This is a genomic window from Streptomyces sp. AHU1, from assembly GCF_045343905.1.
GTDB lineage: Bacteria > Actinomycetota > Actinomycetes > Streptomycetales > Streptomycetaceae > Streptomyces > Streptomyces triticiradicis.
Genome location: NZ_CP174283.1, coordinates 2,989,782 through 3,003,372, shown reverse-complemented (window position 1 = coordinate 3,003,372; position 13,591 = coordinate 2,989,782). Strand labels below are relative to the sequence as shown.

General features: G+C 70.5%; 16 protein-coding genes and 1 tRNA gene. 8 read left to right on the top strand and 9 right to left on the bottom strand.

Translation table 11 applies throughout. The features are described 5' to 3' along the window. The first annotated feature begins 8 nt into the window (after positions 1-8). Positions 9-1,307, top strand: coding sequence for a hypothetical protein (locus ACICHK_RS13630; protein WP_406837109.1), 1,299 nt, complete (start codon positions 9-11; stop codon positions 1,305-1,307). A gap of 171 nt (positions 1,308-1,478) precedes the next feature. After that, a complete protein-coding gene (locus tag ACICHK_RS13625) occupies positions 1,479-2,612 on the top strand; it encodes an amidase domain-containing protein (RefSeq protein ID WP_406837108.1) in 1,134 nt (377 codons plus the stop codon). A 120-nt stretch (positions 2,613-2,732) separates the two neighbouring features. Here ACICHK_RS13625 and ACICHK_RS13620 read toward each other — a convergent pair whose 3' ends face one another. Next, complete coding sequence (locus ACICHK_RS13620) at positions 2,733-4,121, bottom strand: hypothetical protein (protein ID WP_406837107.1); 1,389 nt, start codon at positions 4,119-4,121, stop codon at positions 2,733-2,735. 447 nt (positions 4,122-4,568) lie between these two features. After that, entirely contained in the window at positions 4,569-5,405 is an 837-nt protein-coding gene (locus ACICHK_RS13615; RefSeq protein ID WP_406837106.1) for a DUF4097 family beta strand repeat-containing protein, read from the bottom strand. 284 nt (positions 5,406-5,689) lie between these two features. On the opposite strand from ACICHK_RS13615, the gene ACICHK_RS13610 reads away from it, so the two are divergent. Further along, positions 5,690-5,764: transfer RNA gene (locus ACICHK_RS13610), tRNA-Val, on the top strand. Positions 5,765-5,831: 67 nt separating this feature from the next. Here ACICHK_RS13610 and ACICHK_RS13605 read toward each other — a convergent pair. Further along, positions 5,832-6,095 carry a tyrosine-type recombinase/integrase gene (locus ACICHK_RS13605; RefSeq protein WP_406837105.1) on the bottom strand — a complete coding sequence of 88 codons (264 nt, stop codon included), beginning with the start codon at positions 6,093-6,095 and terminating at the stop codon, positions 5,832-5,834. Between ACICHK_RS13605 and ACICHK_RS13600 the strand changes: the two genes are divergently transcribed. Further along, positions 6,088-6,282 (top strand): hypothetical protein, encoded by a 195-nt coding sequence (locus ACICHK_RS13600; RefSeq protein ID WP_406837104.1) that lies wholly within the window; start codon positions 6,088-6,090, stop codon positions 6,280-6,282. The two genes, ACICHK_RS13605 and ACICHK_RS13600, sit on opposite strands and share 8 nt — an antisense overlap. A gap of 55 nt (positions 6,283-6,337) precedes the next feature. Here the strand turns inward: ACICHK_RS13600 and ACICHK_RS13595 are convergent, their stop codons facing one another. After that, a complete protein-coding gene (locus ACICHK_RS13595; protein ID WP_406837103.1) occupies positions 6,338-7,555 on the bottom strand; it encodes a hypothetical protein in 1,218 nt (405 codons plus the stop codon). A gap of 284 nt (positions 7,556-7,839) precedes the next feature. Continuing rightward, complete coding sequence (locus ACICHK_RS13590; protein WP_406837102.1) at positions 7,840-9,015, bottom strand: hypothetical protein; 1,176 nt, start codon at positions 9,013-9,015, stop codon at positions 7,840-7,842. An 871-nt stretch (positions 9,016-9,886) separates the two neighbouring features. On the opposite strand from ACICHK_RS13590, the gene ACICHK_RS13585 reads away from it, so the two are divergent. The 3 genes from ACICHK_RS13585 to ACICHK_RS13575 all read left to right on the top strand — a co-directional run bounded on the left by ACICHK_RS13585 (position 9,887) and on the right by ACICHK_RS13575 (position 11,154). Then, entirely contained in the window at positions 9,887-10,237 is a 351-nt protein-coding gene (locus ACICHK_RS13585) for a hypothetical protein (RefSeq protein WP_406837101.1), read from the top strand. A 255-nt stretch (positions 10,238-10,492) separates the two neighbouring features. Continuing rightward, positions 10,493-10,930 (top strand): DUF6086 family protein, encoded by a 438-nt coding sequence (locus ACICHK_RS13580; RefSeq protein WP_406837100.1) that lies wholly within the window; start codon positions 10,493-10,495, stop codon positions 10,928-10,930. After that, positions 10,915-11,154 carry a hypothetical protein gene (locus ACICHK_RS13575; protein WP_406837099.1) on the top strand — a complete coding sequence of 80 codons (240 nt, stop codon included), beginning with the start codon at positions 10,915-10,917 and terminating at the stop codon, positions 11,152-11,154. The genes ACICHK_RS13580 and ACICHK_RS13575 overlap by 16 nt, the downstream gene beginning before the upstream one ends. 44 nt (positions 11,155-11,198) lie before the next feature. On the opposite strand, the gene ACICHK_RS13570 is transcribed toward ACICHK_RS13575, so the two are convergent. The 4 genes from ACICHK_RS13570 to ACICHK_RS13555 all read right to left on the bottom strand — a co-directional run bounded on the left by ACICHK_RS13570 (position 11,199) and on the right by ACICHK_RS13555 (position 12,914). After that, entirely contained in the window at positions 11,199-11,600 is a 402-nt protein-coding gene (locus tag ACICHK_RS13570) for a VOC family protein (RefSeq protein ID WP_406837098.1), read from the bottom strand. Beyond that, on the bottom strand, positions 11,597-12,133 hold the full coding sequence (locus ACICHK_RS13565; RefSeq protein WP_406837097.1) for a cupin domain-containing protein: 537 nt from the start codon (positions 12,131-12,133) through the stop codon (positions 11,597-11,599). Before ACICHK_RS13565 ends, ACICHK_RS13570 begins: the two co-directional genes overlap by 4 nt. A gap of 199 nt (positions 12,134-12,332) precedes the next feature. Then, positions 12,333-12,458 (bottom strand): hypothetical protein, encoded by a 126-nt coding sequence (locus ACICHK_RS13560; protein ID WP_406837096.1) that lies wholly within the window; start codon positions 12,456-12,458, stop codon positions 12,333-12,335. Positions 12,459-12,533: 75 nt separating this feature from the next. After that, the gene (locus ACICHK_RS13555; RefSeq protein WP_406837095.1) at positions 12,534-12,914 is read right to left on the bottom strand and encodes an ArsR/SmtB family transcription factor; all 381 of its coding nucleotides are present in this window, start codon (positions 12,912-12,914) and stop codon (positions 12,534-12,536) included. 80 nt (positions 12,915-12,994) lie between these two features. Between ACICHK_RS13555 and ACICHK_RS13550 the strand changes: the two genes are divergently transcribed. Continuing rightward, positions 12,995-13,471, top strand: coding sequence for an ArsI/CadI family heavy metal resistance metalloenzyme (locus ACICHK_RS13550; RefSeq protein WP_406837094.1), 477 nt, complete (start codon positions 12,995-12,997; stop codon positions 13,469-13,471). Positions 13,472-13,591: the final 120 nt, after the last annotated feature.

The window sequence follows — 13,591 nt, the reverse complement described above, 5'->3', positions numbered from 1 at the left end:
TGCCCCGTATGAACTCGAAGCACAGCCGGCGCCGACGCCGTGAGTCCGATCCCGGTTCTGCCGCCGCGAACGCGCGCCAGGGCTTCGCGGCCATGACGGCCTTCCTCGTCGTCACGTCCATGGCCGCCACCTACCTGGCCCTCAACACCGACCACACCACGCCGGCCGCGTCCGCCCGCGCGCACGGGCCGGGCCCCGCCAAGGCCAAGAAGGAACCGGTGTGGGACGGCAAGGTCCATGTGCTGGGCGACGGTTCCACGTCCTACACCGGCCCGCAGAAGGGCGAGTTGAAGGCCGTACCGCTCAAGCCCGGTGAGAAGCCGCCCCAGTTCGTCGTCTTCTCCTGGGACGGCGCCCTCCAGGGCGACGACCGGCTCTTCTCGCACTACCGGGAGCTGGCCAAGGAGTACAACGCCCACATGACGTTCTTCCTGACCGGCATCTACCTGCTGCCCAAGGAGAAGAAGGACCTCTACAAGCCGCCGATGCACTCGCCGGGCTCGGCGGCCATCAGCTACGCCACCGGCGAGCACATCCGCACCACGCTGGAGGAGCTCGGCAAGGCGTGGAAGGACGGCAACGAGATCGGCACCCACTTCAACGGCCACTTCTGCGGCGACAAGGGCGGCGGGGACTGGAGCGTCGAGGAGTGGGAGAGCGAGATCGACCAGTTCTTCTCCTTCGTGGAGAAGTGGAAGACCAACACCGGCTACACCGACCTGTCGGCACTGCCCTTCGACCCGGCCAAAGCCGTCAGCGGCGGGCGCGCGCCCTGTCTCGAAGGACAGAAGAACCTGCTCCTGGCGATGAAGGCCACGGCCAAGAAGTACAACTGGAAGTACGACGCCAGTTCCTCGGGCGACTTCCAGATATGGCCCAAGAAGAAGGAGGGCGTGTGGGACTTCCCGCTCCAGATGCTCCCCTACGAGAACGGCAAGTACCAAGGCCTGTCCATGGACTTCAACTTCCTCTACAACCAGTCCGAGGGTGAGACCGAGGGGGACCCGGCCCAGTACCCGCAGTGGGAGCAGCAGACCGTCGACTCCTACATGGCCGGTTTCAACCGCGTCTACTACGGCAGCCGGGCACCGCTGTTCATCGGCAACCACTTCGAGGACTGGAACGGCGGCATCTACATGAGGGCCGTCGACCAGGCCATCAAGAACATGTGCACGAAGAAGGGCGTTCGCTGTGTGTCCTTCCGGGAGCTGTCCGACTGGCTCGACGTGCAGAAGCCCGAGACCCTGGAGCGCCTGCGCGGCCTGGACCCCGCCCAGTCGCCGGACTGGTCGACCGTGGTGAAGTAGGGCCCGCCGTCGGTCCGGTGATTTCCCGGTCACGCATTGAGATCAACTTACCTCCGACATAAGGGACTCGGTTGCACCCGGCGCGAACTCCCCCCGGATTCCCCACAGTTGAGTGGGACATGTAAAGATTCCCTTCCCTGGAGTCCGACCGGGGATCAAGGAGAATCATCAGTGACACCGAAGAACTTAAGCCGTAGCTGTTCCGTCGTGGGGGCGATCACCCTCTCCGCCCTCCTGCTGCCCCTGACCGCCGCCCACGCGGCGGCCCCCGCTCCCCGGGTGACCGCGTCGACGGCCGACGCCTTCGGCCGCGTGGCCGACGCCGTGTTCACCGACCGCACGGCCGCCCTGCTGGACGGGGCCCCGACGGCCCGTACGGCCCTCAAGGCGACCACCGCGGGCATACGGGTGCCCGACACCCTCGCCCGCACCGAGAAGACCGCCGTCTCCTCGCTGCACGGCACCCGGTCCCGCCTCGCGGCCCTCGGCGAGGCCTACAGCGCCGCCGACACGAAGGTCACCGTGAACCGGACCCGGGTCACGGGCCGGCTGGCCACCGTCTGGGTCACCGAGACCACCACCCTCACCTACCGGAAGATCCGCGGCGACGAGCCCGCCACCACGGGCTTCCGCGCCCACCACGTCCTGACCTTCGCCGCGGGGCCGCACGGCAGCTGGAAGCTGGCGGGCGAGCGCCCGACGGACAAGGGCCCCCGGCAGGTCAACCAGCCCGTCACCGCGGCATCCCGCGTGACCCCGATGGCCATCATCGACGCTCCCCGGGCGGCGACCACCTACCCCGCCCCCGCCAACCCCAAGACGCTCACCGGCGGCCCGTACGACTACGCGGCCATGGCCACGTACGCCGAGACGTACTGGAAGAACTACAACCCCGCCTACCGCAGCTTCAACTCCGTCGGCGGCGACTGCACCAACTACCTCAGCCAGTCCCTGAAGGCGGGCGGCTGGGCGACGGTCGCGAGCTCCGGCGAGGAGTACGGCACCTGGAACTACACGGCGTCCACCCAGACCGACACCTGGGTCGGCGTCAACGAGTGGTCCTGGTTCACCCAGACCGCCAAGCGCTCCACGCCCCTGGCGAACGTCTACCAGATGGACATCGGTGACGTGATGCAGATGGACTTCGACAAGGACGGGTCCAAGGACCACTCCATGATCACGTCGTACCGGAGCGCGAGCGGGGTCCCGTACGTGACCTACCACGACACCGACACCTACCGCCGGTCGGTGTCGAGCCTCCTCGCGGCGTACCCGACCTCGGCGTACTACGCGTACCGCACCTGATCACGGCCCGGCCGGCGCACAGCCGGCTCCTCGGGGCCCCGCGGGGGTGAGCCGAGGGGAAGGACCCCGCGCGAGGGCCCCCAGGACGCCCCGGGCGTTCCAGGGACCCTCCCGGGGTCCTCAGGCGCCGCCGCGCTCCTCGCGGATCTGCGCGACCACACGGGCCACCGTCTGCCGCACGGCCTCCGTCTCGGTCAGGAAGTGCCAGTAGTCGGGGTGCCGGCCTTCCAGCGAGGCCACGGCCCGGTCGAGCCGGGCGACGGAGTCGTCGAGCGGGCGGGCCTGCCGCGGATCGGGCGTCGTACGGCCCGCCATGGCCAGCCGCTGCGCGTCCCGGATCGCGAACCGGGTCCGGTCGATCTCCTGCTGGGGGTCCTTCTGCACGGCGTTCAGCCGCCGCAGCCGGTCACCGGCGGCGGACACGGCCTCGTCGGTGCTGTTCAGCAGCGCGCGCACCGTCGCCAGCAGCGAGGTCGCGTCCGGCCAGCGCTGCGCCTCGCGCGCGGCCCGCGCCTCCCGCAGCTTCTCCTCGGCCTGCCGCACGCTCTCCGCGGCCTGCTCCGGCACGTGCTGGAGGTCCTGCCAGCACGCCGCCGAGAACCGCCGCCGCAACTCGCTCAGCACCGGATCCACCTGCCCCGAGCGGGTCGTCAGCGCCTGCGCGCGGGTCCGCAGCGAGACGAGCCGGTGATCGATCTCGGCGGCCCGCTCCGGCAGCCGCTCCGCCTCCGAGCGGACCGCCGCGGCCTCCCGCGAGACCCGCTCGGCACGCTCCAGCGTCTCCGCCACGCCGTGCTGCCCGGCGCCCTGGTTGAGCTTGGTCAGCTCGGGCCCCAGAGCGGCGAGCCGGGCGGCGAGGTCGTCGGCCCTCAGCCCCGACCGCCGTACGGAATCGAGGGCGTTCGAGGCGGCGAGCAGCGCCTGCCGGGCCCGCTCGACGGCCGGGGCCAGCCGGGCGAGCTGGGTCTCGGCCTTGCCGAGCAGCGGCTCGAGGCTCTGCTCGAACCGGTCCAGATCGGCCTTCACCCGGACCAGTTCGTCTTTCGCGGCGACGAGTTCGCCGCGGGCCCGCGCGGCGACCGACGCCTCCAGCTCGTCCCGGTCGAGATCGTGGGCGTCGACGGCGGTGATGTACTTCTGGCTGGCCTCGTCGATCCGCCGCCCCAGCGCCGCGAAGTCGGAGACCGCGCGCCGGGCGGCCGGGGAGTCGTCCACGGCCGTGATCGTCTCGATCGAGATCCGCAGGTCGCGCTGGGCGGTGTCGAGTTCGTAGAACGCCGCCGCGGCGGCGTCCTTGGCGGCCTGCGCCTCGGCCCGCTGGCTCTCGGACCGCCCGCCGAACCAGCGCCGGGTGCCGCCTCCCGCGAAGGCCGCGGGCAGGGCGAGGGCGGCCAGCAGGGGTAGCGCGACGAGCGTGAGCACGTCACGGGCCGCGGAGGGGCGGACGCGGACGGAGGGACGGGGAGCGCGCGCCGCCCGGGCCGAGCGCGCCCACCGGGCGGGCGGCACCGACCGCTCCGACGGCACGGGCCGCTCGGACGGCGCAGGGCGTCCGGACCGTTCCGACGGAACAGGACGCTCCGCCGGTCCGGGCCGCTCCACCGGTCCGGGCCGCCCGGACCGTTCCGGCTGGCGCGGCCACCCCGAGTCCATCGACGCCATGGACTCTGCCGACGCCACGGGCTCTGCCGACGCCATGGACTCTGCCGATTCCGTCGACGCGGTCGGTGCTCCCGGTGCTGTCGACTCGGCCGATGCCGTCGGGGACGTCGGCGACGTCGGGCGTGGTGGCGGGAGGGGCCGCCGGCGGCCGTCGAGGGGGTGTGCGGGCCGCGCGGGTCCCGCGAACGGCGAATACGGCCGCGAAGATGTCGCCGTCACATCCCTCTCCCGTGCTGTCATCCGCCCTGCCCGGCTGTCATTCTCCCACCGGTTGAAGACGAACACACGGGCCGGTCAGTTCGCTGTTCGGACCGTGATCTTTCCGTCGTCGGTGTGCGCGGAGACCCGGTGGGGGCTGGAACCGTCGCGGGGCACGTCCACGTGGACCGAGCCGTCCCCGCTGCCGGCCGTCACCCGGTACGTGGCCCGGGGCAGCACGATCGAGACGGAGCCGTCGCCGCTGCGGGAGTCCACCAGGTCCGGCACGGCGTCGAGTTCGAGCCGCACCGAGCCGTCGTCGGTGCGGGCCCGCACCCTGCGGGCGTCCACGCCGACGGCCCGGATCGAGCCGTCGCCACTGCGCAGGTCCAGCGCCCCCGAGGAATCGCTGACCCGCACCGCGCCGTCCGCCGTACGAATGCTCAGCGCCTCCGTGAAGCCCTTCGCGCTCACCCGGCCGTCCCCGTCCTCGACCTTCACGGCCACCCCGCGCGGCACGACGATCCGGTGCCGGGCCGAGCAGTCGGCGACGACACCCGAGCACTTCATCCGCAGCACCAGCCGGTCGCCGTCCTCCATCGCCCAGGTGACCCTCGGATCCCCGCCGAGGGCGACATGCCCCTGGAACCACCGGGTGACCTGGACCTCACCGGCCTTCGCGGAATCCGACACCACCAGATCGAGCGCGGAGTCGTCCGAGTCGACGGTCAGGGTCCGCCCGTGCAGCCCGAAGGACCGCTGCTCGGGCTCCTTGTCGTCCCCGGCGGACGCGCCGCACGCGCTGACACCGGCGACGAGCCCGAGCACGAGGGCGGTGAGGCCGACGGCGCGGGCGCGGGTGGTGCTCGTGGCGCCGCGCTCAGGGCTCCGCCCGGTGCCGCGGGCGCGTATGCGTGTACGTGTACGGGTCATGATCGGTCTCCCCCTGGGACGGTCCGCGAGGACTTCGGCACCTGACCGGAGACGGTCGGCGAAGTCTCTTCGACGGTAGGCACCCACGGGGCCCGGCACGATCCGGGCCGCTCCCGGACGAAAGGTGGGGATAACCCCCGGGCCACCGACCCGAGCCCCACCACTCCCGCCGCCCGGCCCGGCGGGCCCCTCCAGCTCCACCTTCTCGCCGGCTCCGCCACCCGCCCGCCCGATACGGGTTTGCGGGGCATCCCCCCGGGCGATGTAGGCTGTCGACTCGTCCTGGGCGCGTAGCTCAGCGGTAGAGCGCCGCCCTTACAAGGCGGATGTCGGCGGTTCGAAACCGTCCGCGCCCACCAGGACAAAGGCCCCCAGCCGATCACGGCCGGGGGCCTTTGTCATCCAGATCTGACATCAGTGCTGTCGCTACTCGCGCTGCGTGTCCTGGACGACGTGGGCGTACACGTTCATCGTGACGGCGATCTGGCTGTGCCCCAGGATCTCCATCATGACGTGGGGCGCCACGTCGGCCGCGGTGAGTAGGCTCGCGCAGCCGTGTCGGGCATGGTGCGGCAGACCCCTTTCATCACCGGGAGACTGTGTGAGACGCGTATCGATAGCCGTCCTGGCTCTTTCGCTGACTGCCCTGCTCGCAGGGTGTGCGCAGGAAGAGCCCAAGCCAGTGCACACCAGGTCGCCAGGGGAAGCAGCCTGGTACGAGAGCACCAAGAAGCAGCGCCAGGAGTACTGCACTGCTTACCGAGCGCATGACCCACAGCGCCCCATTCACGTCCCCTCGTTCGCCTCGGCAATGTCCGAGGACGAGTTCGCCGACGACTTCTACAAGGCCGTGAAGGAGAAGTGCACGCCTGCCTGATGGGCAAGTGATCGCGAGATCGCTTGCCGCATTCGCGGGCCCGTCCGGGAGCCCGTCAGCCCGTGCGGCGACGGGCGCGGAGGAGGGCGGCGGCGAGGAGTCCGGTCACCGCCAGTGCTCCGGCGCCCGCGGCGACGGTCCAAGCGGTCCGGGCCGTCCGGTCCGGTCCGCCGACGGCGTCGACGGTGATGCGCGCGGTGCTGTTCGCGTGGTCCGCGTCCTCCTGCAGTACTTCCGCCGGGGCGTCGAGACTGATCGAGCCACCGGTGAGCTCGGACGTGTCGTCGATCCGCAGCTCGAAGGGGAAGGCCTCGTGGTACCCGTCCCGGAGCATCGGCACGTCGTAGCTGTTGGTGTACAGGTTGTACTCACACTGGTAGTAGGGCCTGTTCGTCACCCTGTTCCCACACTGCTTCGGACTCTTCAGCACGGTCACGCCTTGGGGGAACTGCACGCGGATCCGGGCGAACGGAACGCTGTTCTCGGGGTCGCGCTGGGCCTGGACGTCGGCACCGTGGAAGTCCATGGCCAGGTGCGCCGTGACCGTCTCGCCCTTCCTGCCCTTGAGCGCGGCTCCCGTCACCTCGAGGTCCCACGAGCTGTCGACGTGCACGTCCAGCCCCCAGGACGACATGTCGATACCGGCTTTCACCCGGGCGGCGGGAGGCACGGCCCCGGTCCGCTTCGCGAGGGTCAGCTTCCCGCCCCGGCCCCAGTGCCGGTCCCGCCATACGACGCCCGATTCCGCCCAGTGCTTTCCCACTCCCGAATCCGCCACGGACACCCTTTCAGCCCGCGCCCAGCGGTCTACCTTCAGGGCGATGGGCGCGAGGTCTACGAACTCGCCCGGCTCGATCCGCGTGTCGATCCAGCACACCGCCTTACGGAACGACCGGTTCACCGGGGAAGTCGGCACGTCCTGACCGTACTCGCAGTTGCTGTACTCCGTCGCGAACGAGAGCCGCTCGGACACAGTGATCGAGAACGCCCTCTTCCCCAGCACCCGTTCGCCCTTGTGCTCGAACCCGGCACGCACCTCGAACGTCGCCCCTTCGCGCGGGAGGTTCCCGCCGTCCCGTTCCAAACGGTCGATCGTCAGCAGCTCCTCGTGTCCCGTGCCCTCCTCCTGGAGCGCGTGGCCGCTCCCCGCGGGCAGCGGCCGTACGTCCGCCGCGGGCGGGCCGGGCGCCACCGGTGCGCCCGGGAACAGCACCCCGCCCAGCACGGCGGCCGTCACCGCGAACACCCGGCCGAACCCGACCCACCTGATCATGTTTCCCTCTCCGACCCGTCCGGACGAACCAGGCACCGCAGCGGCTCGGGCACCGCGAACACGTGGGCGAACCCCGTGCGTCACCTGCGGGTGAGAGGACCCGTCAGGCGGACTCATGGTTGTACCGGGTGCCGAGGCCGCGACGAGCCGGACGACAGGCCCCGGGCGGTCCGGCTGTGAACCGGAGGGGGGCGTGTCGGACAACCGCAAGCGTCCATCCGTGGACGTCGGTTGACGCACTCCAGAGCATCCAAAAGGCGGGGGGCGGACCCGGCTAGGTGGCGTCAGCCCGCCCGGCGGCGGGTGCGGCGGGTGCGGATCAGGGCGGCGGCGAGGAGCCCGGTCAGTGCCACGGCTGCCGCACTCGCGGCTACGGCCCAGGCCGTCGCGCCGGAGTCATCGGCTCCGCTGATGGTGATGGGAGCGGTGTTGTTCCCGGGGTCGGCGTCGCCCCGCAGCGGCCTCTTCTCGGCGTCCACGACACGGATGCTGCCGCCGGTGAGCTTGGACGGGTCGTCGATCCGCAGCTTGAAGGGATAGGCGATGTGGAATCCGTCCCGGAGCAGGGGTTCGTCGAAGCCGTTGGTGTACAAGCCGTAGTTGCACGTATAGATATTCACCGCCTTGAGGTAGGTGAGACTGCACTTCTTCGGGGCGCTCAGCACGGTCACCCCCTTGGGGAGCCGCACCTCGACGTTGGCGAGCGGCTCGTCGTTCTCGGTGCTGTGTTGGGCCCTGACGCTGGCGCCGTGGAAGTCCAGGGCCAGGTCGGCCGTGACCGTCTCGCCCTTCCTGCCCTTGGGCACGGCACCCCTCACCTCGAGGTCCCACGGGTTGTCCATGGACACGAACAGAATGCCGTACGCACCTGAGGTTCGGCGGGCGGCGGGTGGCACGCTGCCGGTGCGCCGCGCGAGGGTCAGCCCCTCGCCCCGGCCCCGATGCCGGTCCCGCCACTTGAGGTCGGACCAGCCCCTTTTCTCGGCCTCTCCCACGGTCATGTCTACGTCTCCTGACTTGGCCAGACTGCCCGCCTTCAGGGTGACGGGTGCCAGGTCGACGGACTCGCCGGGTTCGACCCGCGCGTCGATCAGGCACACCGCCTGGCGGGCCCCCTGGAGCTCCGAGGAAAACGGCTCCTGAGTCCCGTACTCGCAGTTGCTGTACTCCGTCGCGAACGAGATCCCCTCGGACACCTTCATGGAGACGGCGACCTGCCGCAGCGCCCGCTCACCGTGATAGGTGAACCCGCCCCGCACGTGAAACGTCGACCCTTTGAAGACGAGCTCGCCACCGTCCTGTTCCAGACGGTCGAGCACCAGCCCCTCCTCGTCCTCCGCACTCTCCGCCCGGAGGACGCGACTGCTGCCCGCGGGCAGCAACCCTGCGTCCCCCTGCCCGGGCTGGTGCGTCACCGGCACACCCAGGAGCAGTCCCCCGCCCAGCACGGCAGCCGTCACCGCACGTACCCGACCCAGCCCGGTCCTTCTGATCACGTGTTCCCTTTCGAACGTGGCCGGGCAGAGCGGGGCAGGCGCCGCGAACGTGCCGGCGAGCCCGGGTGCATGGCCTTCACCTGTGAGGACAGGTCCGGCGGGCCCAGGGTTGTACCAGGCTTCAGGGCGGATCCCGAGATGCGACCACGGCCTGGCCGGCCCGCGGGCGCAGCGCGTCGAGCACCATTCGGGACCGGATCCCTGGGCGGGCCGTCTCCATGCACGGCAGGCGGAGCCGCGCGCCGGTGCGCGGTCGGCGGGCGCGTCGAGCGGTGAGCGGAACAGCGGATAATCGCAGCCAACGCGGCCGGCCTGCGGGACCTTGCGGAGCAGCTCATGAGTCTTGCTGATCCCGAACTCCGGGACGGTTACCACGCGCATCTTGAAGGCGGCGTCGATCTCGAGGACGGATCGATCAGCCTGATCTTGGAGCGGGACGACAAGGTATAGAGCTGCGGTACAGCAGCGGAGCACAGCACCCCCCCCGACTGTGACCGACCGCATCTGACCCCAAAACGGCGACTGCCCAGCCGACTTCGTCCACCGATACAGCACCCGGCCATCGCCGACGCGCCCAACTGGCTTGACATCAAGCCGAGTTGGCCGTACCGGGATGCTGCGGGGATGACTTGACCTTCGCCTGGTGCCGTGACGCACTCCGCCGAGGTCCCAGGCCTCAGCCCTGGCGCCGAAGAGGCGCGGAGGAGCCGAGACCCCGAGGGCCAGGAGCCCGTCCGTGCTCGCATGGGGGCTTGATGAAGTGGGAGAGTCCCACCGTGCGCTACCCTCACCGCCCGCACAGGCAGGCTTCAGGGCCGCAGGATGGGGAGGAAACATGCAGATCACCGTGCACTGGGAGGATCTGGCAACGCCTGTTTTGCTGATGGTCCTGAGTCTCATCCTCAGCTTGGTGACTCGTCGGTGGCGGCGCAGGCGCCAGGCGGCAGTGAGGTGGCGTTCACGGACTCATTGGGAATGGTTGCCGTTCATGTTCGGGCTGGTCGTAGTGATCGCAGAGCTCGTGCGGCTCCTTGGCGTACCCGATCCGTGGATCACGGTCTCTGACACGATCGCCCGCGTGTTCGCCATCACCACTGTGTTCATGGCCGTCCGAGTCGTGTTCATGCTCTTCATACGCGGCACACGACTCCTGTTCCGACGCGGGGAGGCGGAGAGCGGTAGCTGAAGACGGCCGCGGAAGCCTGGGGCCGGCGTTGGCCCTTGCCTCTGGGCCGTGCCACTCCCGTGCCAGAACGCACGGTGGCTCACGGGGAGCCAGGGCTCGCCAGGGCGATACCGCCGACCGGTTCCCAGAGCGGGCATCCGCAGGCGGGGCGGGAGCAGGGGTGGGTGGCGGGTAGCGGCGCGGCTTCGGCGTATAGGTTCGAGGATCTCAGGGCGACGAGCCTCGGGATCGGCCTCGGAGTGTGGAGATCGCAGATTGAGCTACCCCTATGAACTGGGCGGGGAGACACTGTGGGACGCGGGCTACTTCAGCGGAAAGCTGTACGCCTCCCTCGCGCGGGGCGCCGCGGAGTTCGTGGAGCTGCCGACGGGCCTGACCCCGACCCCTCAGGGCAGCTGTGACGTGGAACTGCCGACGTTCCGGGCCTTCGTGGAGGGGCTCTACGCGCAGTACTCCGCGACCTCGAATCCGGTGATACACGGTCTGGCGCGCGGCCTGCTGGTCACCTCGCTCGTCCTCCTCGAACACGCGGGCGCTCCGATCACGCTGAAGCCCGAGCACGAGGAAGCCCTGAGGGAGGAGAAGACCGCCTTCGCGCGTTCCATGGGCCTGGGACAGGGCATGCGGCCGGAGCTGCGGCCTGCGGCTGAAGGAGGACAGCGAAGGGAGGAAGTCCCGTGCGGAGAGCGGTGATCGTGTCCAAGGCCGTGCTCACGGTGATAGGCACGTGGTTCGTCCTCGTGCTGGCGATCGCCCTTCCAGCCCTGCTTCCGGAGCGCTGGGAGTACTACATGATCTCCCCCGCCAGTGTGGTCCTGTGGATGCTTTCCATGCTCGTAGGACCCGTCGTGGTCTGCTGGAAACTGCGCTCCTGGATACGGACGGTCCCCGGTGATCCGCCGCGGCCGGACAGCTGACCGGCCGGTTCACGGGCCCGTGCCGTGCCGCTCTCGTAGGGGCTCTAGGCAGTCCAGGTGCGGGAGCAGAGCACCAGGCGGTAGCCGTCCGGGTCGGTGACGGTGACGCCGTGGTCGTCCCAGTAGGGGTTGTGCGCGGGGACGCGGGTGCCGCCGGCGGCGGTCAGGCGGGCGAGGAACGCGTCGTCGACCGGGGCGCCGAGATAGAGGACGAAGAGGTCGTCCACCGTCGGAGTGGGGTCCAGTGGCTGCTCGGGGTCGTGAGTGAGCTCGAAGTGCCATGCGCCGTCGGGGAGTCCGAGCATGAGGAGGTCGTGCTCGCCGGGCACGCGTCCGGTGGTGCGCCAGAGCACGTCCAGTCCGAGCCCCTCGACGTAGAAGCGCTCCGCCGCCTCGAGGTCGCGGGACGGCCGGGCGATCCGGATCCGGGTGACGGTGTCGATCATGCGGACGCCTCCAGGAGGGCGCGCCAGACCGGGCTGTCGACGTAGTGGTTGTCGAAGCGCTCGGACGTCTCGGCCAACCGGCTCGCGGGTTCCTCGCCGCGGGTCACCCGGCCCAGCAGGCGCAGGTAGTCGAAGCGGTCCATGCCCGGCGTGAAGACGCACAGCACGTCCGCGCCCGTGGCGGAGTCGGGGGCCGGGCGGAAGGCGTGCGGGGTGTTCGGAGGGACGGCCAGGAAGTCGCCCGGGGACAGGAGGGTCACCTCTTCGCCGAGCATGACCTGGAGCGAGCCGCCCAGCACGAAGAACAGTTCCCAGCCGCGCGTGTGGAAGTGCGCGGGAGTACCGGCCGTGCCCGGCTCGAAGGTGGAGCGGTAGCTGGTGAACGCGCCGTCCGTCTGCGCCGAGTCGGCCAGGAGCGTCATCACGGCGCTGGGGTCGGCGCAGGTCTCCGCCTGGTCGCCGCGGGTGAGCACAGAGGTGAGCACGGGGGTGGTCGGCACGGTCTCGATGTCCTGGTCCGTCGTCATGATCATGACGCTATCCCGCGTCCCCGTACGCGGCTTCGTACGAAAGGCCTCACGGGAGGCGGACTTTGGTCCTACGTCCATGGGCCGGGCCGGGCCGGGCCGGACCGGATCGGGCTCGGCAGGGTGGCGTGCAGAGTCCTCACCCAAGTCGCCTCGGTACGAGGGAAGTACGTGCCACGGTCGTGCCTCGATCCGCCCGCGGCGCTCATCCCCGGCCGGCCGGGGCGATCTCGTCGATCAGGCCGCGGATGCGCTTCTCGATCATCTGGGAGCGCCCGGCGTCGTGGACGCGGACGAAGAGTGCGGGCGGCTGTTCGGCAGGGGTGTTCATGGCGGGTGCGTTTTCGACGGAGGGGCGTCAGGGGAGTGCGGGGGCGGCGAGTTCGGGTTCGGCCCGGCGGGACGCTCACGCGGGCGTCCCGGCGGCCCGCGACGTCGAGAGGAAGGCGGCGAGCCGGTCGAGGGTGGCGGGCAGGGCCCAGTAGTAGACCCAGGTGCCCCGCCGCTCGCAGTCGATCAGGCCGGCCTGCCGCAACAGCTTGAGGTGGTGCGAGATCGTCGGCTGGGACAGGTCGAAGGCCGGGGTCAGGTCACAGACGCAGACCTCACCGCCCGCCCGGGAAGCGATCATCGACAGCAGCCGCAGCCGTACGGGATCACCCAGCGCCTTGAACGGCTCGGCCAGCTCGGCGGCCTGGTCCTCGTCCAGCGGCGCGGCCGCCAGGCCGGGGCAGCACGCGCCGTCCTCGTCGGCCCGGCCGAGAACCACAAGCCCTTGTTTCGACATATGTCTATGTTGACATCCTTCGATCCAAGGTGCAAAGCTTGTATCGACAGACACCAATGCAAGCCGATGGGAGACCCGTCATGTCCCGCGCCCAGCTCGCCCTGCGTGTCAGCGACCTCGAAGCGTCGATCACCTTCTACTCGAAGCTGTTCGGTACCGAACCGGCCAAGCGGCGTGAGGGCTACGCGAACTTCGCCATCACCGAGCCTCCGCTCAAGCTCGTCCTGATCGAGGGCGCCCCCGGCGAGGAGACCCGCCTCGACCACCTCGGTGTCGAGGTCGAGTCCACCGACCAGGTCGACGCCGCCACTGCCCGGCTCAAGGACGCCGGTTTGGCCACCTTCGAGGAGAACGACACCTCCTGCTGCTACGCACTCCAGGACAAGGTGTGGGTCCACGGCCCGGGCCGGGAGCCGTGGGAGGTGTACGTGGTCAAGGCCGACGCCGACACCCTCGGCAAGGGCGTCGCCCCGACGACGACCGGCGACGGCTGCTGCGCCGGCCGGGCCACCGAAGGCGTGACCCCCGTGGCCGCCGGATGCGCCTGCGGCCGGTAGTTCGCAGCCCGGCCGCCCGTACCCGCCCGTACCCGCCCGTCTCCGTCGGCGACGGACACCACCTTTCGGCAGGCGGCCGGCCGTCCGGGCCACCGACCGGTCGCCCGACGTCCTGGGAGG